At 58.9% G+C, this 22,185-nt stretch carries 22 protein-coding genes and 1 riboswitch; of the genes, 5 read left to right on the forward strand and 17 right to left on the reverse strand.

What is annotated here, in order from left to right; genetic code table 11:
* Positions 1 to 21: 21 nt before the first annotated feature.
* The 5 genes from DQ393_RS17050 to DQ393_RS17070 all read right to left on the reverse strand — a co-directional run bounded on the left by DQ393_RS17050 (position 22) and on the right by DQ393_RS17070 (position 5,057).
* Complete coding sequence (locus DQ393_RS17050) at positions 22 to 1,263, reverse strand: ABC transporter substrate-binding protein (RefSeq protein WP_112342932.1); 1,242 nt, start codon at positions 1,261 to 1,263, stop codon at positions 22 to 24.
* A 69-nt stretch (positions 1,264 to 1,332) separates the two neighbouring features.
* A complete protein-coding gene (locus tag DQ393_RS17055) occupies positions 1,333 to 2,379 on the reverse strand; it encodes a LacI family DNA-binding transcriptional regulator (RefSeq protein ID WP_112342933.1) in 1,047 nt (348 codons plus the stop codon).
* A gap of 294 nt (positions 2,380 to 2,673) precedes the next feature.
* Positions 2,674 to 3,447 (reverse strand): amino acid ABC transporter ATP-binding protein, encoded by a 774-nt coding sequence (locus DQ393_RS17060; protein WP_112342934.1) that lies wholly within the window; start codon positions 3,445 to 3,447, stop codon positions 2,674 to 2,676.
* A gap of 87 nt (positions 3,448 to 3,534) precedes the next feature.
* Entirely contained in the window at positions 3,535 to 3,885 is a 351-nt protein-coding gene (locus DQ393_RS17065) for a RidA family protein (RefSeq protein ID WP_112342935.1), read from the reverse strand.
* Positions 3,885 to 5,057 carry an NAD(P)/FAD-dependent oxidoreductase gene (locus DQ393_RS17070; RefSeq protein ID WP_281024016.1) on the reverse strand — a complete coding sequence of 391 codons (1,173 nt, stop codon included), beginning with the start codon at positions 5,055 to 5,057 and terminating at the stop codon, positions 3,885 to 3,887. Before DQ393_RS17070 ends, DQ393_RS17065 begins: the two co-directional genes overlap by 1 nt.
* A 238-nt stretch (positions 5,058 to 5,295) precedes the next feature.
* On the opposite strand from DQ393_RS17070, the gene DQ393_RS17075 reads away from it, so the two are divergent.
* Positions 5,296 to 6,297: an ornithine cyclodeaminase family protein gene (locus DQ393_RS17075; protein WP_112342937.1), complete on the forward strand. Its 1,002-nt coding sequence runs from the start codon at positions 5,296 to 5,298 to the stop codon at positions 6,295 to 6,297.
* Between the two features lie 8 nt (positions 6,298 to 6,305).
* Positions 6,306 to 7,454: an aminotransferase class V-fold PLP-dependent enzyme gene (locus tag DQ393_RS17080; protein WP_112342938.1), complete on the forward strand. Its 1,149-nt coding sequence runs from the start codon at positions 6,306 to 6,308 to the stop codon at positions 7,452 to 7,454.
* Between the two features lie 10 nt (positions 7,455 to 7,464).
* Here DQ393_RS17080 and DQ393_RS17085 read toward each other — a convergent pair whose 3' ends face one another.
* From DQ393_RS17085 to DQ393_RS17105, 5 genes are all read right to left on the reverse strand, one after another.
* A complete protein-coding gene (locus DQ393_RS17085) occupies positions 7,465 to 8,415 on the reverse strand; it encodes a LysR substrate-binding domain-containing protein (protein WP_245430384.1) in 951 nt (316 codons plus the stop codon).
* A gap of 39 nt (positions 8,416 to 8,454) precedes the next feature.
* Positions 8,455 to 9,141 carry an ABC transporter permease gene (locus tag DQ393_RS17090; RefSeq protein ID WP_112342940.1) on the reverse strand — a complete coding sequence of 229 codons (687 nt, stop codon included), beginning with the start codon at positions 9,139 to 9,141 and terminating at the stop codon, positions 8,455 to 8,457.
* Between the two features lies 1 nt (position 9,142).
* Positions 9,143 to 9,853: an ABC transporter permease gene (locus tag DQ393_RS17095; RefSeq protein WP_245430385.1), complete on the reverse strand. Its 711-nt coding sequence runs from the start codon at positions 9,851 to 9,853 to the stop codon at positions 9,143 to 9,145.
* Between the two features lie 79 nt (positions 9,854 to 9,932).
* Positions 9,933 to 10,718: a transporter substrate-binding domain-containing protein gene (locus DQ393_RS17100; protein ID WP_112342942.1), complete on the reverse strand. Its 786-nt coding sequence runs from the start codon at positions 10,716 to 10,718 to the stop codon at positions 9,933 to 9,935.
* 35 nt (positions 10,719 to 10,753) lie between these two features.
* Complete coding sequence (locus tag DQ393_RS17105; RefSeq protein WP_112342943.1) at positions 10,754 to 12,097, reverse strand: amidase; 1,344 nt, start codon at positions 12,095 to 12,097, stop codon at positions 10,754 to 10,756.
* Between the two features lie 315 nt (positions 12,098 to 12,412).
* Between DQ393_RS17105 and DQ393_RS17110 the strand changes: the two genes are divergently transcribed.
* A complete protein-coding gene (locus DQ393_RS17110) occupies positions 12,413 to 12,667 on the forward strand; it encodes a hypothetical protein (RefSeq protein WP_112342944.1) in 255 nt (84 codons plus the stop codon).
* A gap of 462 nt (positions 12,668 to 13,129) precedes the next feature.
* Here DQ393_RS17110 and ribB read toward each other — a convergent pair whose 3' ends face one another.
* The 7 genes from ribB to DQ393_RS17145 all read right to left on the reverse strand — a co-directional run bounded on the left by ribB (position 13,130) and on the right by DQ393_RS17145 (position 20,059).
* Positions 13,130 to 13,756: a 3,4-dihydroxy-2-butanone-4-phosphate synthase gene (gene ribB, locus DQ393_RS17115; RefSeq protein ID WP_112343067.1), complete on the reverse strand. Its 627-nt coding sequence runs from the start codon at positions 13,754 to 13,756 to the stop codon at positions 13,130 to 13,132.
* Positions 13,757 to 13,868: 112 nt separating this feature from the next.
* Positions 13,869 to 14,015: riboswitch (FMN riboswitch) on the reverse strand.
* 100 nt (positions 14,016 to 14,115) lie between these two features.
* Positions 14,116 to 14,898 carry a glucose 1-dehydrogenase gene (locus DQ393_RS17120; protein WP_112342945.1) on the reverse strand — a complete coding sequence of 261 codons (783 nt, stop codon included), beginning with the start codon at positions 14,896 to 14,898 and terminating at the stop codon, positions 14,116 to 14,118.
* Between the two features lie 77 nt (positions 14,899 to 14,975).
* Positions 14,976 to 15,713 carry a triose-phosphate isomerase gene (gene tpiA, locus DQ393_RS17125; protein ID WP_112343068.1) on the reverse strand — a complete coding sequence of 246 codons (738 nt, stop codon included), beginning with the start codon at positions 15,711 to 15,713 and terminating at the stop codon, positions 14,976 to 14,978.
* Between the two features lie 4 nt (positions 15,714 to 15,717).
* Complete coding sequence (locus tag DQ393_RS17130; RefSeq protein WP_112342946.1) at positions 15,718 to 16,506, reverse strand: SDR family oxidoreductase; 789 nt, start codon at positions 16,504 to 16,506, stop codon at positions 15,718 to 15,720.
* Between the two features lie 20 nt (positions 16,507 to 16,526).
* Complete coding sequence (locus DQ393_RS17135; RefSeq protein ID WP_112342947.1) at positions 16,527 to 18,005, reverse strand: sugar ABC transporter ATP-binding protein; 1,479 nt, start codon at positions 18,003 to 18,005, stop codon at positions 16,527 to 16,529.
* 28 nt (positions 18,006 to 18,033) lie between these two features.
* Complete coding sequence (locus DQ393_RS17140) at positions 18,034 to 18,963, reverse strand: sugar ABC transporter substrate-binding protein (protein WP_112342948.1); 930 nt, start codon at positions 18,961 to 18,963, stop codon at positions 18,034 to 18,036.
* A 115-nt stretch (positions 18,964 to 19,078) separates the two neighbouring features.
* Complete coding sequence (locus DQ393_RS17145) at positions 19,079 to 20,059, reverse strand: ABC transporter permease (RefSeq protein WP_112342949.1); 981 nt, start codon at positions 20,057 to 20,059, stop codon at positions 19,079 to 19,081.
* Between the two features lie 223 nt (positions 20,060 to 20,282).
* On the opposite strand from DQ393_RS17145, the gene DQ393_RS17150 reads away from it, so the two are divergent.
* Both DQ393_RS17150 and DQ393_RS17155 read left to right on the forward strand, forming a co-directional pair.
* On the forward strand, positions 20,283 to 21,092 hold the full coding sequence (locus DQ393_RS17150; protein ID WP_112342950.1) for a transketolase: 810 nt from the start codon (positions 20,283 to 20,285) through the stop codon (positions 21,090 to 21,092).
* Complete coding sequence (locus tag DQ393_RS17155) at positions 21,092 to 22,048, forward strand: transketolase family protein (RefSeq protein WP_112342951.1); 957 nt, start codon at positions 21,092 to 21,094, stop codon at positions 22,046 to 22,048. Before DQ393_RS17150 ends, DQ393_RS17155 begins: the two co-directional genes overlap by 1 nt.
* The last annotated feature ends 137 nt before the right edge of the window (positions 22,049 to 22,185 follow it).

The following is a 22,185-nucleotide window of genomic DNA, read 5'->3' on the forward strand; positions in this document are numbered from 1 at the left end:
GAATCCCGGTTGCAGTTGCCGTCAGTTCGCAGAGTCGAGGATCGATTGCATCGCCTCTTGGGCCTTGGCGACGGATCCCTTCACGTCATCGCCGAAGAAGACCTCGTTCAACATCTGCTTCCAGGGGCCGGTGCTGCTGTTGATGATGTCATTGTAGACCGGCGAGGAAGGCGTGCGCCCAATCTTCATGGCCTCGGTCGCGACCTTGTAGCGCTCATCCAGCGATTTGATTGCCTCATCCGCCACGTCGGACCGCGTCGGCAGGCTGCCGCCCTTGGCGAGCAGCGTCTGTCCTTCGATGGAATAGACAAATTCGAGGAACTCCTTGGCCGCCTTTAGGTTATCGCGGCCGGCGGTAACCACAAAGTCGTCGCCGCCGGCGAAGGACGCCTTGCCGCCATCCTTACCCGGAATGAAGGTCACCCCGAATTCGACGCTCGGATAGTTTTTGACCAGATTGCCGATGGCGAAGGCGCCGATCGGCGACAGACCGATCTTGTCAGTCGCAAAGCCACCGAAGAAGTTCTTGCCCGAATCTGTCTTGGCGCTTTCCGGTACGAAACCCTTCGCGACCATGTCGCGATAGAAGTTGATCGCGTCATGCATCTGCGGAGTATCGATAGTGGCGCGCTTACCGTCATCAACGAGAATGTCGCCGCCGGACGCCCAGATCAACGGCATGAAGGTAAAGGCGTTGCAGCCGCCGCAGGCACCGGAGAAGTAAAACCCTTTGATGTCCCCGCCGAGCGCGTTGACCTTGGCTGCATCGGCTTCAATTTCTGCCCAGGTGGTCGGTGCCTTTTCCGGATCGAGGCCTGCCTGCCTGAACAGCTTCTTGTTCCAAAGAAGAACCGAGGCGTCTGCCGACATTGGCAGGGCATAGATCCGGCCTTCGTAGGTACCGGTTCCGACGTGAGCCTTTGACAGTTTGTCGAAATAGGGCAGACCCTTGGCGAGATCAGTCAGATCCTCAAGCGCCCCTGACTTGGCGAAGGCGGCAGCGTAGACGAGATCGAGGGAGACAAAATCAGGCGCCGACCCGCCCGCGGCAGCAGTGGCGTATTTCTGAACCATTTCCGTATTAGGTACGATCTGCAGCTCGATCTGCGTTTCGTGCGATTCATTGAAGGCCTTGATCAAGGTCGGCATAAAGGCCTCGCTCGCACTGCGTGCCCACATCGTAAGTTTTTGTTCCGCGAGCGCCGTAGATGACAACGCGACGAGCGTCGTCGCGGCAACAGCCATAACTCTCAGCATTTTCATGATCGGGTCTCCTCCCCTGTGATCGTTGTTACAGTTTTGAGCCAAGCCTCCAGCTCGTTTGCGAAGTCGTCATGAGCCGCGGACCACGAGCGTGCATGGCAACTTCCACAGTCCCTTTTCAACCTGATCGCCATTCACGAGGCGCACGAGCACCTGACCGGCCTGCCGTCCAAGTTCCTTGAGATTCATGTCGATGGTGGTGAGCGGCGGCCGGGTTTGCTCGGCGACGATCTCCCAATTGTCGAAGCCGACGATGGACACATCCACCGGCACCCTGACCTGACGCTCCCTAAGCGCATCGACCACGCCTCGCGCAATTTGATCGTTACCACAGAAAATGCCGTCCGGACGTCCACCGGCGTCCCACAGCTGCTCGATGGCCTGATGACCCCAAAGCTCGGACCAACTCCCATGTTTCACCTCCGGCACCGGAAGTCCCGCGGACTTCAGCGTCTCGGTAAATGCCGCGGCGCGTTCCTGCACAACCCTGAAGCTTGCAGGGCCGGTGATATGAGCAATCCGCTTGCGGCCCGTCGCGATGAGATGTACGACCGCCTCCCGCGCGCCCTGCCAGTCGTCTGGCACCAGCGTGACGGCATCATCGGGTCCCGCGGTTAGCGCGTAGACGATGGGAACCGGAAGATTGGAAAGGTCCACCGGCAGCTGCTTGTCGACGCGTTTGCCGGTTGCGATGATACCGTCGACCCGTTTGTCCAACATGGCATCGAGATGTACCTTGGCAAGTTCGGGATTGTCTTCCATGGTGCACAAGAAGACCGAGACGCCGTGATCAATCAGACCTTCCGAAATTCCGGCCATGACCGGCAGCGTGAAGCGTCCATAGGTATCGTTCGTAAGCAGTCCGACGGTGAAAGATCGCTTGCTCGTCAAACTGCGCGCGAGTGAATTGGGACGGAAGCCGAGCTCTTGAGCAATCTCCCTGATCCGGATGCGTGTTTCGGCCGAGATGCGGCCGGTATCGTTCAACGCCTTCGATGCCGTTGCTATGCTCACGCCCGCTGCGGTCGCGACGTCGTATATAGTGATCCGCTCAGATAACTCGCCGGGCAAGGTTTCCTCCCTTGAGAAAGCGCTTTCCCACGACGTATAGTCCATTTTTCGGTCAGGGAAAAGGCTTTCCCTGAAATATTTTTGTCGCGCGCTCATTTGCCGCTCGGCAGCAGACGCTCTTAAAGTTTGCTGAAAGAAAGAAATCGAGTAATGAAAGTTACGCACCGTCGGCCGATGGTCTAGCGAAGCACGGCGGGATGTCGTGGGGCCCCTTAGACAAGCTGATCAAGCCGTCGTGCACAACACGCGAGTCGAACAATGGAGGAAATTATCCAGATTCTGGGCTAGCTGACGCAGAAGACGAGGCCGATCATTTGCTTCGGCAGCCTCATAAGCCAGTCAGTCCAAGATCTGGCTGAGGAACAGCTTGGTGCGCTCATGCTGCGGATTGTCGAAGAATTCCTTCGGCGAATTCTGTTCGACGATCTGGCCCTGGTCCATGAAGATGACGCGATTGGCGACCTGACGGGCAAAGCCCATTTCGTGGGTCACGCACAGCATGGTCATGCCTTCTTCGGCAAGGCCGACCATGGTGTCGAGCACTTCCTTGATCATTTCCGGATCGAGCGCAGAGGTCGGCTCGTCGAACAGCATGATCTTCGGGTTCATGCAGAGCGAGCGGGCGATTGCCACACGCTGCTGCTGACCGCCGGAAAGCTGGCCGGGATATTTCTTGGCCTGTTCGGGGATCTTGACGCGCTTGAGGAAGTGCATGGCGATCTCTTCCGCCTGCTTCTTCGGCATCTTGCGCACCCAGATCGGCGCCAGCGTGCAGTTTTCCAGAATGGTCAGGTGCCGGAAAAGGTTGAAGTGCTGGAACACCATGCCGACTTCGCGGCGCACTTCGTCGATCTTCTTCAGATCGTTGATCAGCTCGACGCCGTCGACGATGATCTGGCCTTTCTGATGCTCTTCCAGGCGGTTGATGCAGCAGATCATCGTCGATTTGCCGGAGCCAGAAGGGCCGGCGATGACGATGCGCTCGCCGCGCATGACCTTCAGGTTGATATCGCGCAGCACGTGGAAGTCGCCATACCACTTGTTCATGTTGATCATGTCGACCGCGACCTCCGTCTCGGAGACGGTCATTTTCTTCGATTGCGCTTCAACCATTGTCTGGTCCCTTTTTTGACGAAAAGCGTAGCTGGGTACACCCCTCTCCGCCTTGGTAATCCTTCCAACTGACCGGAAACCAACCGCTTACGGCAGAGCAACCGTAAACTGGATCTCGACCCTGATATCAGGCAATCCGAGAACAGCCTGAACAGTCGCACGCGCCGGCGGCTCGTCCTTGTCGATCCATGCCGTCCAGGCACTGTTCATCGCATCGAAATCTTCGATGTCGCGCAGCCAGATCGTGGCACTGAGAATCAGTGCCCGGTTCGATCCAATCTTTTCGAGAAAGGCATCGGCCTTCGCGAGAATCTGCTCGGTCTGACCGATCGTATCCTGGCTCTTGTCATCCGCAGTCAGGCCCGAGAAGTAGGCAACCTTCTCGTGAACAACCACCCGGCTCAGGCGCTCTGTCTTTGCAACACGTGTGATGTTCATTATCGTCCGCTCATCCCATTCTTCGCCGCCAGAAACCGGTCAGGGCGGAAGTCGTGAAGGCTCTCATGTGCATGCCCGCGTACAACTTCCTGTGCGACAGCCTTGCCGAGATGCGGCGCGATCGACACGCCGCTATGGGTTACAGCGACATAGTAGCCCTCGACACCCGGGATCCAGCCGCTGCATGTAAGGTTGTCGCTGGGGATTGGGCGGATCACAGTGCGGATTGACTCCATGTCGATCGCCTGAATCGCCGGTAGCACCTTACGGACAGCGTCGAGCAGATGCTTGGCTTCCCGACCTGCAGTATCCAGAGGCTGCATCTCAGTCACGAGCGCGTCGGCCGAGATTTTATGGATCATCAGCCGCCCAGCGCCATCCGGACGCACGTCGAGATCGTCCATGTGGAATTGGCGGCGAAGTGTGGTTGCCAGCGGGAATGTGAAGCCAATGATGCCCATGGTCGACGCCATCGGGATCGCAGGCACACCGTCCAGCACGTGAGCAGCCCAGCCGCCCGTGCAGTTGATGATCGCATCGGCTTCATAGACCGCCCCATCGACGGTCTTGACCGCTTTAGCGACACCGTTGCGGACATCGACGGACTTGACGCCCTGATATGGACGGATATCAGCGTTCCATTTTTCCTTGGCTGCCCGTAGAAGCCAGGCCGCATAAAGTGCAGGCTGTATCCAGCCCTCTTCCGGATAATAGACGATAGGTGAGTCGCCGATTGCGGACAGGTCGATTTCCGGCTCGAGTTCGGCCACACGTGCTTTGCTGATCCACTCGACGCCATAGCCCCAATCGCGAACCTCGTTAGCATTTTGCAGCTGTGCTGACCAGTCGGCTTCATTTGCGTACCATTCGATGCTGCCGGTCTGATGGAACCATGGTGCATGACCAAATTCGCGGGCAAGATCCAGATGCGCCCGCATGCCTGCAACATTGAGCGCGTAATAGGAGTGTGGGCGCTTGCCTGTCGCGTTTGTCCAGGCAAAGCTGGTGGTCGATGCTCCGCCAGCTATTCTGCCGGCCTCGAGCACGGTTACCTGAGCTCCGGCCTTGGCCGCCTCGTAGGCCACGGAACTCCCTACGATCCCGGCCCCTATCACTACGACGCGCATGTTCTTCTCCTGTTGACATCGGTTCGACCGGTTGACGCCTTCCAAACGGAAGTCGGCAGCTGCGGCGATGCCTCACTGTATGGGTGACGGAGGCTCCAGGGGTCAAACAACCGGAGGGGGCCGGTTTATAAGCAATAGTTATGAAGGTGACGCCCGCTTCCTGTCTCTGGCGCCGTCATGAGAAATTGGCAGGAGCTCGCGGGCCCAGGTTATTAACTTTGCGGACTTGGGCTCATTCTTTGATGATATCTCTTGTCTCGTCTGCCATCAGCTTGAGGCTCGAATGTCTTCATCGCCGTCACACGGGATACTGGTCATTGATGGACCAACCGCCGAGAAACTCGTCAGCATTGAAGATGGGATAGCGCTGGCTGAAAAAGCTCTCCGCAGCACATCCGATGGAACCGCGCAGCAGGACATCCGACGCACCCTGACGCTTCCCGGAATGACTGGAACCTGTCTCTCGGTCATGTACGGGTCGGCGGCGGAGACGGAGCCGTTCGGCGCAAAAGTTCAGTCGGTCTTTCCGCAGAATTTCGAGCACGGGCTTCCCTCGCACCAGGGCGGCATTCTGCTATTCGATCGCGAAAGTGGCAGACCCACTGCCCTGATCAACGCCAGCGCCGTCACCGGCATGAGAACGCCTGCGGCATCTGCGGTCGCCACCCGCGCGCTTGCCCGGCCTGAAGCAAGTGAACTTGCGCTCATTGGCTACGGTGAACAGGCCGCCCGGCATATCGAGACGATCAGTGCCGTCCGACCAATATCCCGCGTTCGCGTATGGGGTCGAAATCCGGACAAGGCCAAGGCCTTCGCCGAAGCCCAAACCAGCAAGGACATTCCAACTCTTGCCTACGAGACAGCGCGCAAGGCGGTCGAAGGCGCCGACATCGTCTGTACCGTGACGGCGGCCAAGCTGCCTGTTTTGATGGGTGAATGGCTGACGCCAGGCACGCACATCAATGCCGTCGGCGCCAGCGTGGCAGCGCTTCAGGAAATCGATCTGGAATGTGTGAAGCGCTCACGTATCTGGGTCGACTATATGCCGATGGCAATGGCCGCAGCGTCCGATATCTTTGAACCGCTGCAAAAGGGTCTCATCGGATCCACCCAGCTGATCGGTGAGATTGGTGCGGCACTGAACGGCGCGATTCCAGGGCGAATGAACCCCTCCGAGATCACCCTTTATCGCTCACTCGGTGTGCCTGCTCAGGACATCGTCCTTGCAAACTTCATTTTCCAGACGGCGAGAGACCATGGTCTCGGCGTCGAAGTATCCTTGTGAGGTCAAAAATGCTTCCCAGCCAAAGACATCTGTTTTCGATTCCCGATGACGTGACATATCTCGATGCGGCCTATATGTCGCCGATCCCGAATGGTGCCGCTGAGGCCGGACGCGACGGCGTTCTCGTCAAGGCAGCTCCGTGGGACATGACAATCAACGCCTATTATGACGGACCTGAACGGGCGCGAGAACTGGCGGCGTCCTTTATCGGCGCATCCATTGATGACGTCGGCGTTATCCCCGCCACCAGCTATGGGATCGCTGTCGCCGCGGTAAACGTTCCCGTTGCACCGGGCTCCGTCATCATCATGATGGACAACGAGCATACCTCGCATCGCTATGCCTGGTATGAGCTGGCAAGGAAGAAGGGCGCCACCGTGGTCACAGTACCGCGGAAGGCCGACGAGGACTGGGGCTATGCTCTTGCCTCAGCCATCAGGAACTCGCCGGCGCCCGTCGCGGTCGTCGCCGGCACGATCGTCCATTGGTTCGAGGGCATGAGCGTCGATATCGAGGCTGTCGCGGGCGCCGCGCATGCCGTAGGTGCTGCCCTCGTCATGGACGGGACGCAGTGGGTGGGTGCGGTCCCCTTCGATGTCGCGAAGGTTCGGCCGGACTTTCTGTCCTTCGCCACCTACAAGTTCCTGCTCGGGCCCTACCGCCTGGCATTTCTCTATGCCGACAAGAAGTGGCAGGAGGCAGGAAGCCCGATCGAATTCCATTCCTGGAACCGCAAGGGCGGTGAACGATCGGACTTTTATCTCGAGACAATGCCTGACTACCTGGCGGGAGGACGCCGCTTTGACATGGGCGAGCGCTCCGACTTTGCCGTGCTACCAATCGCCATCAGCGCACTTGAGTTGCTGCAGAGCTGGGGCGCGCAGCCCGTGTACGAGCGTCTGGTGCATCTGAACAAGCTAATCTGGCAGGAGGCAGAAGCTCGTGGCTTCGGCGGCCCGCCGGCAAATTTGCGAGCACCGCACATCTCCGTTGTCGAGCTCGGGGAGCGGTTCAGTTCGGATCTGGCGAAGAACCTCAAGGACAACAAGGCTTTCGTCACGGTCCGCGGCACGAAAATGCGTATCACTCCGCATGTCTACAATGAAGAGCGGGACATCAGCCGGCTCTTCGAGCTCGTTGATACGTTAACACGCTGAGCCTTCTGGCTCAGCACTCGGTGAGTGCTTTTATCTCCCGGTCGATGACATTCATGTAGTCGCGCGTCGACTCGACAAGGTGCTCGATAAAAGTATCAGCTGCCGATGAGGCGATCGTGCCCCACGGGCGGTAGACACCAAGATTGATGTCCAGATGCGGCTGGAAGTCGCGGATTTCGATTGGCAGATCCCTTGCCATCCAGGCCGACAGACGATCAACCACCGTGACGCCAACACCGTTCGCCACCAGATTAATGCAGGTGTTGGATAATGCTGCCTCGACCTTGAGCGACCTGTTGATGCCCCTGCTCTCGCAGAGTTCGTCCAATTGCCTGCGCATCGGATCACCGACGCCGAGCGAGACAAAGTTCGAGCCGTCGAGATCGTCCGCCTGAATGACGGGAAGTTTGCTCAAAGGATGGCCTTTCGGCATCACGCAAACCGGGGGTGTCGCGACGAGAGTCCGTCTTACAACGGATGGCGTATCGTCGTTGACTTCTGCCGCTACGCCAATATCGAGCTGGTTCCGGCCTGCCCGCTGTATGATGGTCGATGAGCTTCTAATATCCAGGGTTACAGAAACATCGGGATACCGTCTGGTGAAACTGGCGATGATCGACGGCAGCAGAGTCAATCCGAAAGCCGGCAAGGCCGAGATATTGAGACGGCCGCTCCGCAGTTCTCGGATTTCCTTGGCAATTTGGGATATGCCGCGGACCGTTTCGAAAAGACGCTTGACCTCCGCATAGAGCATATGAGCTTCCGGGGTCGGGATCAGTCGCTGACGGTGGTTGCGAAACAGCGGGAAGCCGGCCTTGTTCGTCAGCTGCAACAGGATCTTGCTGACCGCCGGTTGCGTGATATCGAGGGCATCGGCTGCCTTCGTCGTCGTTCCATGCGACATGACGGCCGCGAAGACCTCGACCTCACGAGCGGTGAAATCCGCCTCACCTGGGATCAAAAGCGCCTCCATCAACGCGAAACAACAAAGACATCCCGATTAGTATCGGGAAGCCATGCGTGTTTCCACATATTTGAAGCCGGAAGTGATGATGAAGGCCAGGACGAAGTAGACGAGCGCTGCCGCAAGCAGCGGCTCATAGGTCCGGAAGGTCTGGGCCCGCACCAGATTGGCGGCCGCCATGGTCTCGAAAACGGTGATCGCGGCCGTCAGCGCCGTTCCTTTCAACAGAAGGATGTTCTGTCCGCCGATTGCCGGCAAGGCCAGGCGAAATGCCTGCGGAAGTAGGACGGATCGAAAGATGCGGCGCTTGGACAGACCAAGCGAGCGACCCGCCTCCGCCTGCCCGGTCGGGACACCAAGGATGGCGCCTCGCCATATCTCGGCGCAATAGGCGGCCGTATTCAGCGTAAGCACGACGAATGCATAGCCGTTCGCACTTCGAAACAGCGGCCAGAACACGCTGTAGCGGATCGCCGGAATGGTTGCGAACACCTGACCTATGCCGAAGTAGAAGATGTAGAGCTGGACGAGCAGCGGTGTTCCGCGAAAGGCCAGCATGAAGGCCATCGCCGGGTATCTGAGCCAGCCTCGGGTCGAGATCCTCGCCACTGCCACCGGGAGCGCTAGAAGATTGCCGCTGATGGCACAGGCGATGAACAGGACGATCGTGGTCTGCAACCCAGAGAACAGTTCGCCTGTGAGATAGTAACCGAAATCAGGCATCCTATTTGCGCCTCCAGGCGTGAGAAGCCTTCACTTCGAAATAGTGGAATACGATGGAGGATATCCCCGACATGACGAGGAACACCACGCCGACTGCCGCATAGAAGAGCAAGTAGTGTCGCGTGGCACCGGCGGCCATCTTGCCGACGAGCACCAGTTCTGTGAAGCCGATCAGGCTGACCAGCGAGCTTTCCTTCAGAACGATGAGCCACAGATTGCCGAGACCCGGCAGGGCCAGGGGGAGCATCTGCGGGATGATCACGAGGAAAAATGACTGCTTGCGCGTCAGTCCCACGGCAAAGGCGGCTTCCGACTGCCCGCGCGGAACAGCAACGATCGCGCCACGAAGCACTTCCGTACTATAGCCGCCCTGCACGACACCAAGCGAAATCGCGGCGGCGACAAAGCCGTCGAGATGAAACTGCATGGCGAGCCCCGTCATGCCGAGCAGGTAACTGAGGGCATCCGTCGCGGTGTAGTAGATCAGGAAGATCACGAGGATGTCGGGGACGGAGCGGATGACCGTCGTATAGGTGCTGGCCAGGGATCTGGCGACGACGCTCTTTGATTGCTTGGCAATTGCACCAAGCAGACCGAGCAGAAGGCCGATGGCGTAGGCACTCAGAGAAATCTCGATACTGAGCCATGCCCCTCGCAAGAGCTCGTCGGTCCAGCCCTGATCACCAAAGCTGAGTAGATTAAACCAGGACATATATGCATCCATGCCGCTTTGTTCGTCGAATAGGTCTGGAGCCGACCACGATGGCCGGCGCCGATCCTAAAGTCGCCCATCATTCGCCATAGATGTCGAAGTTGAAATAGCGCTTGGTAATCGTGTCGTACTCGCCGCTGGCATGCACGGCCTTGAGCGCCGTGTTGAGCTTATCCTTCAGCGCAACGTCTTCCTTGCGCAGGCCGCCGCCGTCGCCGTAGCCGAACATGGTTTCGTGCGGCAGGGTCACCTTGATCTCGTAGTCCTTGCCTTCGGGCTTGTTGAGGAAATCCTGGATCTGGATGCCGGCTGCAGCCATCAGATCGACACGACCAGCCTGCATGTCGGCAATCTCGTCATCAAGGGTCGGGTAGAGCTTAAGCTCGGAGATGCCGTTGAACTTCTGCTGCATGTAGGTCGCCTGCAAGCTCGAACTCTGAGCAGCGACCGTGATGCCCTTGAAAGTGTCGGGTTTGGTAACGTCAAAGGACCGCGTATCGGCCTTCGGGCCGACGAGGACATTTGGCGAGTAGTAGTACTTGTCGGTGAAGTCGATGACCTTCTTGCGCTCGTCGGTAATCGACATCGAACTCCAGATGACGTCGAATTTCTTCGCAAGCAAGGCGGGGATGATGCCGTCCCAGGCGACGTCGACGACTTCGCACTTGGCTTTCATCTCCCTGCAGACGGCATTCATCAGGTCGATTTCCCAGCCCTGCCACTTGCCGCTGGCATCCTTCACCGAGAAGGGCGCATAGGGCTCGGCGGCAACGCCGAAGCGAATGACGTCATCGGCTGCCGGGGAGGTCTTGGCGACGCCAATCGTGGCGGCGATGACGGAGAGTAAAATTGCGATCTTCTTCATGTTTTAGTTCCCCTTTTTTGTGGATGTTGGATTGACTATGCTGGTCCGGTCTCCAATCGGCTCAGCGTATTGCAGACGGAAAACAGATAGTTTTCCGTATATTTGGGCGTTGTGATCTGGATAGATGCCGGGAGGCTACCTTCAATAGGCAGGGGCATTGCAAGGGTTGGGACGCCGAAAAAGTTAGCCCATCGACGGAAATGTCCCCCAGCCAGACCGTAGGGCACGAACTCCGGTCCAACGGCGGTCATCTCGTCGGATAGCCTTGGGGCGAGACCTGGAACGACGGGCGTCGCGAGCACATTGATTTCCGAAAAGAGCCGGTCGAATTCGCTTTCGGTCGCAGCTCGATATGAGATGGCTGACTTATAGGCTCGTTCTGAGATTTCCGCTCCCTTAGACAGAAAAGCATGAACCGCGGCCCCCACTCTGTCGGGATTGGCTTCCACAAGGTTTCGGTATCGCTGCGTGAACTCGTACATCAGGATCGTCAGTCCTGCCTCGCGGATCTCGGCGGCATGCCGGAACGGAACCATACGAAGATGGGCTCCAGCCCTTTCCACCGTCCGCAGGAAGCTCTCCTGCACAGCCGCTACTACCGGATCGACCGCAGCTTGGTAGAGATCGCGACAAATGCCGATGGTTATATCGGCAACCCTGATGTCGACCGGCCGTGGCTCGGCGACACCCAGCATGGCGTAATGCACCGTACGCGCGTCTGCAACGCTGGAGGCGATGGGACCGATGGCGTCAAAACTCGGCGCCGTCGGCAATGCGCCATCGGCATCGATAACACCTTGCGTAGGTTTGAAGCCGACCAGACCCGTCGCCGCGGCGACCGATCGATTGGACCCGCCGGTGTCTGTGCCAACAGCCGCGACACAGAAGCCGGCAGCAACTGCCGCCGCCGAGCCGCTGCTCGTTCCCCCGGTACCCCGCTCCGGATCGAGAGGGTTCACGACCTTGCCATGCCAGGGATTGTCGTGACTGCCGGCCGTCAACTCGTGCAGGTTAGTTTTGCCGATGATGATTGCGCCGGCCGCTCGAAGGTTTGCCACACAGACGGCGTCCCGCTCGGCGACCGTCGCCTCGAACAAGCGGGTGCCCGCTGTCGTCGGCCATCCCCTGACGTCGATGACATCCTTGACCGCGATCGGGATGCCGTGAAGCGGTCCAAGATGCTTCCCCACCCGCATCGCTGCGTCGGCCGCGCGGGCGGCTTCCAAGGCCTCTTCCTCGGCAACATAGATCAGCGCCCGAATTGCCTCGTTTTGCCCTGTAATCCGCTGCAGGCAGTCTTCGACCACATTCACAGGCGACAAACCATCAGCGAAGCTGCCGTGTATCTGGGCAATCGTCTGAGGAAGGGTCTTCGCCATCAGGTCTGATCGCTCTCGCGTCGCTGTTTGCACTGCAAGAACGCTAACAGGTCGGCTTGAAGCTTCCTAATTCCTGCGGACGGTCGGTTGATTACCAATAGTTATAACTCTATGGCGATCGATGTTCGATATTCGGTCATTGGCGTCAGTAGATTCAACAACTTGAGCCCGACCGTGTAGATTATCAAGGAAGCGGTTCTTCGGCCTCTCTCGCGGGACAGTCGAGTTGAACATCACCGATGAATCCGATACGGCCAAGCTCGCGGCAGCGCATTCTGTGGCGCTCTTCGCGCTCCTAAAAACCAGCGAGATAAGATGTGTTCCGGAAATCGAGAATCGAGACCGCTTGCAGGTATCGCCCTTGTCTGCATCGGCTACGCGTGCTTCGCGATGCAGGATGCGATCGCAAAATGGCTGGTGGCCGACTACGACGTTCCGGAAATCCTGTTCATGCGGAGCTTCGTCATCGTCGCCGTCAGCGGCTTTCTAGTGAAATACCGCAAGCACCCATCGATCTTCAAAGCCCTCACCGGTCGTCCTTCGCGCTGCCCTCAGCAGGACATGCCCTAGAAAGCGCTCTTAATCTGCGCACGCGTCGCCCATTGCTCGCTTGATCCGTTTGCGGGTGCGTTTCCTCTGACCGCCCGCTTTTTGGCCCGGCCGGTTTTGCCGGGCCATTTTTCCATCATCGTCTCACAGGCGATACAGTCCGAGCTTACTCAATGGTCCCGTTTTGATCCGCAAGGCATTGTGTTGCTGGCAACCTCAAAGCAATTGAAGCTCTTGATGAGAATCGAACCGCTGTTTTCGTGTCGCATCCCATATTATCAATGGCTTAGGCATCCGATCCGGCATAGTCGGATTTATGGAACCGGCGTGCACCTTGGACTCGGTTGAAGGATCGGAGCCCGCTGTAAACCTCCAGGAATATGACGATTGAAGCACATTATACCTGGGCATCGCGGTCTTTCAGATTCGTTCCCTGCGCTTTGGCGATGGGCGCTCAGCCTGCTGGCGGAAAGCCCCGACAGATCAGGCCGCTTTCTCAGGCATGTTCGCCAATCGATAGGCGATCAGGTCCTCGATGGTGATCAAGTGAAGATGGTGACGTTCGGCAAAGATCTCGAGTTCCGGAAGTCGGGCCATCGTGCCGTCGTCGTTCGCTACTTCGCAGATGACGCCGGCCGGCGAAAGGCCTGCAATCCGAGCCAAATCCACGGCTGCTTCCGTGTGCCCCGGACGCGACAAGACGCCATTTGGATGGGCGCGAAGAGGGAAAATATGACCAGGACGGGCAAATTCCTCCGGGCGTACACCATCCCTGACGAGAGCTTGGACGGTTGCTGCTCTGTCAGCGGCGGATATTCCGGTGGTCGTTCCGGGGATGTAGTCGACCGAAACGGTGAAGGCGGTCTTGAGGACTTCGGTGTTGCGCGGCACCATCAACGGAATGTCGAGTTCGTCGAGCCTCTCACCCTCCATCGGAACGCAGATGAGACCGCGGGCATGGTTCATCATGAAGGCGATCGCCTGCGGTGTGACCGCTTCCGCAGCAATCACCAGATCGCCTTCGTTTTCGCGGTCGCGATCATCCACAACTACGATGATCTCGCCCCGCGCAATCGCAGCGATCGCATCTTCAATTTTCGAAATTGCCATTTTCCTGCCTTTCAAGGGTTGCCGTTCGAAACGGCGTGCATGGCCGGTCAAAGCCACCATTTTCCCTTGGGCGAACAAGCATGTGAACGCCGCCACGACGCGGCGTCTCCTGCGTTGCTCTCTTCCATCCGGACTATACCGTCGGCTCCGGCATCTCACCGGATCTGCTGACCCTTCCGAGGGCTCGGAAGGCGCTCGCGGGCTCGAGGAAACTCCCCATACCGCCGGTGGGGAATTACACCCCGCCCTGAGAACAATTGAAAGATAAGGGATCAATGCCTCATTCCGCAAGAGGCTTTGATCGCCAAATCGTCGAGAATCCGATCCGCCCAATGAACGCACCGTTCCTCATTGTCGAACTACGACATGATCAAGCCGCCATCGACATTGATCGTCTGGCCGGTGATATAGGCCGCATCGTCGCTGGCAAGGAAAGTGACGAGACCGGCGACGTCCTCTCCAGATCCGGCCCGTTTCATCGGAATGCCCTCGACCCATTCCTTCATGAGTTCGCCGGGGCCGTAATTGCCCAAGAGCTTGCCCCAAGCCTGGTCGTTATAGGCCCACATGTCGGTTTCGATGATGCCGGGGCAAAAGGCGTTCACGGTAATGCCGTCTGTCGCGACCTCCTTTGCAAGGCTCTGGGTGATGCCGACCACGCCCATCTTCGATGCCGCGTAATGCGGTGTGTAGATGAAGCCGTCCCGCGCCTGGCCGGAAGCGGTATTGATGATGCGGCCGCCGCGGCCATGTTTGCGCATGCGGGCAATCGCCTCCTGGGCGCAGAGGAAGACGCCCTTGGTGTTGACCGCCATGACCTTGTCCCATTCGCCCTCGGTCATGTCCTCGATGCGGGCAATGGTGATGACGCCGGCATTCTGGATGGAAACATCGACGGCGCCGAAGGCTGTCTCGGCCGCCTCGTAGAGACCCTTCACACTGGCCTTGTCGGTCACGTCACCGACGAAGGAAATCGCCTTTCCGCCGTCAGCCCTGATCGCATCGGCGACCGTATGGACGGAATCCTCATTGGCCGAGACTACGAGATTGGCGCCCTCGCGCGCGAACCGTCTGGCTATCGCGGCCCCGATGCCGCGGCTTGCGCCGGTGATGACGACAGTCTTGTTTTCGAAGCGTTGCATTCTCTATTCCTTTCGCGATGACAGCCACGCCAGGCGCCGGCTCAAGGGGCCGATCGCCCTGCCTGTTGCTGGCGATTTCAAGCGGCCGCCGTAATAATCCCGGCAAACTCCGATGCCTTCAGCGACGCGCCTCCGACGAGAGCGCCATCGACGTTGGAAACGCCGAAGATCGCCTTTGCATTCGACGCCTTGACCGAGCCGCCATAGAGGATTCTGACACCCAGCCCATTTTCTCCCAGCCGCTTTTCAAGCGCCTGGCGGATAGACGAATGCATCTCCTCGATCTGCTCGAGAGTCGGAACCAGTCCTGTTCCGATCGCCCATACAGGTTCATAGGCGATCACCGTGTTCGAACTGGTTGCGGTGTTGGGAATTGATGCTTCTAGCTGGGCACAAACCACTTCGATCGCCCTGCCCTCGTCCCGTTCCGCACGTGTCTCCCCGACGCAAATGATGCTCGTCAGCCCGGCCTGATGGACCGCGATAGCCTTGGCCGCAACTGCGGCATCCGTCTCCCTATAGGCCGAGCGCCGCTCGGAATGTCCCAGAATTACGAAACGAGCACCGATTTCGGCGAGCATCTCGGCGGAAACATCTCCGGTATAGGCGCCTGAGGGCTGCGCGTGGCAATCCTGTGCCCCAATGGCAATCCTTGACCCTCCCACCCGTTCGGCTGCTTTCTCGACCAGCGTGAGAGGCGGGCAGACGACGATGTCACATGCCGCCTCGCCCGTAATTCCCTTCAGCGCCTCGATCTCAGCTAGGGAGGAAGCGAGACCGTTCATTTTCCAGTTGCCGGCAATCAGTTTCTTCATCACATCACCAGCAGCAGAAGCCACCATCGACGAGGAGATCGACGCCCGTTACGAAGCTCGCGGCATTCGAAAGCAGGAAGACGGCGGGGCCGACCATCTCATCGACCGTTGCCATGCGCTGCATCGGCGTCTGCTCTTCGAAAAGTTTGGTCTGGTGAACCATTTCCGGACGCGTGTTCATCGGCGTCGCCGTATATCCCGGCGAGATGGTGTTGACGCGGATGCCGCGACCGACCCACTCCATCGCCAGCGACTTCGACATGTGGATCACACCGGCTTTTGAGGCGTTGTAATGGGCCTGGCTCAGGCCGCGATTGACAATGACGCCGGACATGGAGGCAATATTGACGATCGATCCGCGTCCATTTTTCAGCATGGCGCGCGCTTCTGCCTGGCAGGACAGGAAGACGCCCTTCAGGTTGATGTCCATCAGCGTCTGGTATTGGTCCTCTTCCATCTCCTCCGCAGGGTTGGCGTTGGCGATACCGGCGGCGTTGACGGCAAGCGTCAAGGCGCCAAGCTCCGCCTCTGTGCGGGCAATCGCATCCGCAAGAGAAGATTTGCTGGTGACATCAGCCGCGATCTGGATGGAATGGCGACCGGCCGCTTCGATATGCGAAGCCGTGTTCGCTAGACCATCGTCGGATCGACGGTCCAGAAGCGCGACGTTGGCGCCGCACTGCGCAAGGCCGATTGCGATGCGCTGCCCAATCCCGCTTCCAGCGCCGGTCACAAGCGCGACCTGTCCACTAAGATCGAAAAGCTTCGGGGCATTCAGAGTGATGTCGGACACCGCTCTTCCTTTCTGTTTGTCTAGATTGTCGCGAGTTCCATGACAGAGACGTCATTGGCCTCGTCGCGGTTCAAGATACCTGCCTGCTTGCCCTGGGCGAGCACGAGAATGCGGTTTGATACACCGAGAACCTCTTCGAGATCGGAGCTGACGACGATGACGGCCACCCCCTGCTTTGCGAGGTTGACGATGATGTCGTAGATGCTGGCGCGCGCGCCGACATCGATGCCTCGGGTCGGCTCATCGAGGACGACAACTTTGGGATCGCGCATCAGCCACTTTGCGATAACGACCTTCTGCTGGTTGCCGCCTGACAGGTCCGAGGCATATTGCTCGGCCCGACCTTTGACGCCGAACTTCGCCACAGCCTTCTCGGCGAAAGCACGCTTGATGCGTGATGTGATCCAACGCCCACCGAGCTTGTCGAGATTGGCATAGATGATGTTCTCGCTGATGCGATGGCCGACGACGAGGCCCTGCTCCTTACGATCCTCGGGCACCATGACGATGCCCTTGGCGATCGCATCCGCCGGATCGCGAAGCTTGAGCTCTTCGCCCTCCAGTTTGATCGAACCGGCGCTGATCGGGTCCGCACCGGAAATGGCCCGAACAAGCTCCGTACGACCGGCACCCACAAGACCGGCGATGCCGAGGATCTCGCCGGCGCGAACATCGAACGTTACGTTTCGGAAGGAGTCATCAGGCGAGCTCAGTCCTCTGACCTGCAGAACAGGGCGATCCGTCGGTTCGGGAAGAGCCGGGAACATCCGGTCCAGCGAACGGCCGACCATGCTTTCGACGATCGTGCGAACGGGTGTGGCACTGTCGGCGAACTCCTGGACGCGCTCGCCATCGCGCAGGACGACGATGCGATCGGTGATCTGCTTGATCTCCTCCATGCGATGGGAGATGTAGATGATACCGACACCTTCCGAGCGGAGCTTCCTCACCTGCTCGAACAAGGCCTCGGTCTCCGCCCCGCCAAGTGCAGCGGTTGGTTCATCGAGGATCAGCAGCTTGGCATTGAGCGCCAGCGCCTTGGCGATTTCGATGAGCTGCTGATTGGCCGTCGACAGGCCCGCGACCTTGCGCGTCGCTGGAATATGCAGGTTCAGGCGAGCAAGTTGTTCCTGCGCACGCCGAACCATCTGGGGGCGATCGACAGCCCCGTTCTTCATCGGCCATCGACCGATGAAGACATTTTCGGCGATCGAAAGATGCGGCAGGAGCTGCAGTTCCTGATGGATCAGGACGAGGCCCTTGTCGATCGCCTCGCGTGGAGTGGCTGGGGCATAGGGCTGCCCCAGCCATGTCATTGTTCCCTCCGAGGGTGCGCGCGAGCCGGCGATAATGCCCGACAAGGTCGACTTGCCGGCCCCGTTTTCGCCGAGAAGCGCGACCACCTCACCTGGATAGATATCAAGGCTGACATTCTTCAGCACCTGAAGCGGTCCATAGCGCTTGGATATGCCTCTCAGGGAAAGAACGGGCTCGGTCACGGCGCACCTCCGCAAGATTTCAGGACCATTACGGATGGTTGGCGATGAAGCCGGCCACGTTTTCCTTGGTCGTCAGCGTCGCGTCCATCAATTGCACCGCAGGCACCTTCTCGCCGGCGACGAGCTTGACGGCATTGGCGACCGCATCGCGGCCCATCTTCTGCGTCTGCTGGGTCGCAGTGACGTCGAAGACACCCTTGCTGAGCGCTTCCAGAGCTGCCGTATCGCCATCGAAGCCGCCAACGACGATCTTCTGGGACGGGTTTGCGACCTTGATCGCCTGTGCGGCGCCAAGTGCAAGTGCATCGGCCTGAGCAAACACGATCGATACATCCGGATTTGCCTGCAGCATGTTCTGCATGATCTGGAAGCCCTCGTCCTGGGCCCACATGTTGGAATATTGCTCGGCAACCACCTTCACGCCGGGATTTGCCTTTAGCGATTCAGCGCAACCCTTGCTGCGGTCGACCTCAGGCGTCGTGCCCTTCTGACCGTGAATGATCACCATCTTGCCCTTACCGCCGGCCTGCTTGAGGATGTAGTCGCAAACGGCCTTGGCCGACGCGACGGAATCCGTTGCAAGGAAGGTGTCGCCAGGCGCGCCGTCGGCATTGCGGTCGACGTTGACGACGGGAATACCGGCATTCTTAGCGAGCTTTACGGGAATACTCGCCGCCGCAGCACCAGCCGGAATGTAGATCAGGGCATCGATATTCTGGGTGAGCAGATCCTGAATCTGGTTGATCTGCGTCGGACCATCCCCCTTGGCATCCACCGTTACGACCTGAATGCCACGCTTCTTGGCTTCATCCTCGACGGACTGCTTGATTTGGTTGAAGAAGTTTGCCTGCAGGTTTGCGACGGCAAGGCCGATCTTCTTGGTGTCTTTTGCCTGAACAGAACCCAACGACATCGCCAGCACGGCGGCCGAGGCCAGAAGAATGCGCGCAAGTTTCATTTCATTTCCTCCTTTTTTGTGAACCCTTGGGCATATCCTCCCCCTCGGGCAAATGATCCGCTCCAAACCTCTCGGAGAGGAAATCGCTGGGATCCGCCGAACGCGGACCCGAATGTCAGGCCCGTCGCCTGCGGATCGTCTCGGCACCGACCGCAAGCACGATGACGATGCCGATGATAACCTGCTGCAGGAATGGCGAGACGTTGAGCAGATTGAGGCCATTGCGCAGGACACCGATGATCAGGACGCCGATCAGCGTGCCGCCGATACCGCCCGATCCACCGGAAAGCGAAGTGCCGCCAATCACGACAGCCGCAATCGTATCGAGCTCATATCCAAAGCCGCTGGACGGCTGAACGGAGTCGAGACGAGCCGCCAGCACGATGCCGGCCAGACCGGCAAGGACTGCGCTTGCGACATAGACCGCAATCGTCACGAGCTGAACATTGATGCCGGCAAGACGAGCCACTTCCGGATTGCCGCCCACGGCATAAAGCATGCGACCTTCCGAGCGGAAGTGAAGGAACACCCAGGCCACGGCGACGACCGCCAGCATCAGGAAGACCGTTGCCGTCAGCACGCCGAAATGGCGATCGATCGCGAGCATCATGAACCAGTCGGGAAATCCGACGATCTGCTGCCCGTCCGTAATCATGTTCGCGACGCCGCGCGCGGCTGACATCATCGCCAATGTCGCGATAAAAGCCGGGACCCTGAAGAGGGTGACGAGAAATCCGACGATCAGCCCGCTGACCGCGGAGGCGACGAGCGCGACGGCAATCCCTGCGACAAGCGGCAGGCCGGCGATATTTGCCGTCCAGCCCATGACCATCATGGACAGCGCAAGAACCGAACCGACGGAAAGGTCGATGCCGCCGATCAGGATGACGAAGGTCATGCCGACGGCCATGATCCCAAGCACAGTGATCTGATCGAGAATGTTGAGGCCGTTGCGGAGCGAAAGAAACGCATCGGTGCTGAGGCTCAAGAAAACGCAAAGAGCGAGCAATCCGACAAGCGGTCCGGTAGCGCCGGTGAGCTTTTTCAGCCATGTCACGGACGGACGCTTTTCTTCGCTGACGTTGATCGCCACCATCATTCCTCCCAGAGACCTGAGGCTAGCGGCCATGCCTGGCGGCTAGGTTTTCAAACTAGAATATTTATTCACACATGCTGGAAAATGCATTACCAACTCACCTTGGCGCTGTCAACCGAGTCTTTTCGGCCTGTTTTGACAACAACTCATCCACGGGGGCTTGACTAACGACCCTCCTGTGCAAAAATATAAATAGATGAATATTTATGCACAAGAGGAAATGATGGAGCCTTCCGAACTTGAACGCGTTGCTCGGCAGATACGTCTGCGAGACCTCCAGGCAGTCTACGAGGCAGGGGCCGGACATATCGGCGGCGAGATGTCCGTAATCGATCTCCTGACCGCGCTGTATTTCCGCGTGCTGCGTATCTGGCCGGATCAGCCGAAACATCCCGATCGGGACAGGTTTGTGCTTTCGAAGGGGCATACTGCATGCGCGCTCTATGTCACTCTGGCGAAACGCGGCTTCATTCCGGAAGACGAGATTTCAACGTTCCTGAAGCCGCATTCGCGGCTCAATGGCCACCCCAATTGCAACAAGGTGCCGGGCGTCGAAACCAATACTGGTCCTCTCGGGCACGGCCTGCCGGTTGCGGTTGGCATGGCCAAGGCGGCGAAACTATCGGGCGCCGGCTACCATACCTACGTGATCACCGGCGACGGCGAGATGCAGGAGGGCTCCAACTGGGAGGCGATCATGGCCGCGGCGCAGTTCCGGCTTGATAACCTCACCCTGATCGTCGACCACAACCGTTTCCAGCAGGGAGCGGCACTTTCGGATACGAACGACATCGCGCCGCTTCGCCCGAAGCTCGAAGCCTTTGGCTGGGACGTCAGCGAAATCGACGGCAACAACATGCATGAGGTCGTCCCGGCGCTCGAGCGCCGAAGCGATCGTCCCCACTGCATTGTGGCCCACACCAACAAGGGACACGGAATCTCTTTCATGCAGGACCGCGTCGACTGGCACCACAAGGTTCCGAACAAGGAACAGTACGAAGTCGCATTGGCAGAATTGTCGGAGGCACTTTAATGAACGCGCCCGTGAATGCACCCAAGCTCCATGACTGCCGCGACGCTTTCGCATCGACGCTCGAACGCCTTGCCGCCGAGAACGAAACGATCGTCGCGGTCTGCAACGATTCGGTCGGCTCTTCGAAGCTCGGCGGCTTCAAGTCGAAGTTTCCCGACCGCCTGGTCAATGTCGGCATTGCCGAGCAAAACATGGTCGGCGTCGGCGCGGGCCTCGCCAATGGCGGACGCCTCCCCTATGTCTGCGGCGCCTCGCCATTCCTCACAGGTAGATCGTTAGAGCAGATCAAGGCCGACATCTCCTACTCGAATGCCAACGTCAAGCTCGTCGGTATTTCCTCCGGCATGGCCTATGGGGAGCTCGGCCCGACCCATCACTCCATCGAGGATTTCGCCTGGACGCGCGTTCTGCCCAACCTTCCCGTGATCGCGCCATGCGATCGCATCGAGACGGCGGCTGCGGTGGAATGGGCGGCAAACTACAATGGCCCGTGCTTCCTGCGCCTGTCGCGGGTCGGCGTGCCCGACCTTCTGCCGGAAGGGCACAAGTTCGAACTTGGAAAGGCCAATCTCCTGCGTGAAGGTTCCGATGTCACGCTCATCGCAAACGGAACGCTGACCCATCGGATGATGAAAGCAGCAGATATTCTCGCGCAGCGCGGCATCAAGGCCAGGGTGCTCAATCTCGCCACGGTTCGCCCGATCGACGAGGATACCATCATTGCGGCCGCGAAAGAAACCGGCGCGATCGTGACGGCGGAAGAGCATTCGATCTTTGGTGGGCTGGGATCGGCAGTGGCTGAGGTCGTCGTTGACAATGCCCCGGTCCCGATGGCGCGCCTCGGCGTTCCCGGCATCTATGCGCCGACCGGCTCGGCCGAATTCCTGCTCGACGAATTCGGCATGGCTCCGTCAGCTATTGCAGATGCGGCGCAAGCCCTTATCAAGCGCAAATAGACGAACAGCACGCATTGGAACCGAGGCGGATTGCCGCCCGTCCCTGTCATTAGAGCCGGATGATTTTAGCTCGAATCGAGCTAAAATCTGAACCCGCTCTGAAATCAAAGAAGTAGACCATGATGTCGTCCGAAAGC

It is taken from the genome of Martinezella tropici, from assembly GCF_003287875.1.
Taxonomy (GTDB): domain Bacteria; phylum Pseudomonadota; class Alphaproteobacteria; order Rhizobiales; family Rhizobiaceae; genus Rhizobium; species Rhizobium tropici_C.